Below are 674 nucleotides of genomic sequence, written 5' to 3' on the forward strand. Positions count from 1 at the left end.
GGATGCTCTGGAGCACGCGTTATGGGAAAGGAAGCGAAAGAACAGGAACACCGACCAGTTAATTCATCATTCTGACAAGGGAAGCCAGTATGTCTCCATTGCTTACACAGAGCGTCTGCGTGAAGCTGAAATAGAAGCCTCGGTCGGTTCGACTGGAGATTCTTATGATAATGCCGCAGCAGAAGCGCTGAATAAACTATATAAGAAAGAGGTGGTGTGGCGCGAGGGCCCGTGGACCGGTCGTGATGCTGTGGAANGCGCAGTTCGAGGAACACTACTACACTGAAACCAGTCGGCCAGTGGTGGCTGACGTACCGCTATGAACTCTCCACCAAACTCGGGGCGATCCACTCGGGGCTTTCGCCGGTGGCATCGTCATCGACGCCGGGCTCGGCTTCCGCGCACCTGCACTCACCGGTGTCGGCCTGACCGTCATCGGGCTGGTCGTCACGACGATCGCGATCACCACCCACCGGCGCTCACGCGCCCGGCAGATCATCGACGTCGAGGGGTGAGTGGTCTGCGGCGCTCAATCGTGCGCACTCGTCCATCAGCTGACGCACCCCGACAGCGAAAGCACGTTCAGCTTCTGTAAGAAATCCCGTTTGAACGATCACGTTGTCAGCCGCGCGAATCAGTTCGGCTTGCGTCGGACCATCGGGTAGCGTGACGGC

The 674-nt window shown here is 58.4% G+C and carries 1 protein-coding gene and 1 pseudogene; one reads left to right on the forward strand and one right to left on the reverse strand.

What is annotated here, in order from left to right; translation table 11 throughout:
- Window positions 1–262, forward strand: a pseudogene (locus ACFFN1_RS01290) (IS3 family transposase); the annotation flags it as partial.
- A gap of 217 nt (window positions 263–479) precedes the next feature.
- Here ACFFN1_RS01290 and ACFFN1_RS01295 read toward each other — a convergent pair.
- A partial coding sequence (locus ACFFN1_RS01295; RefSeq protein ID WP_376837866.1) for a hypothetical protein occupies window positions 480–674 on the reverse strand: 195 nt, incomplete at its 5' end.

The organism is Brevibacterium otitidis (assembly GCF_042429315.1).
Classification (GTDB): domain Bacteria; phylum Actinomycetota; class Actinomycetes; order Actinomycetales; family Brevibacteriaceae; genus Brevibacterium; species Brevibacterium otitidis.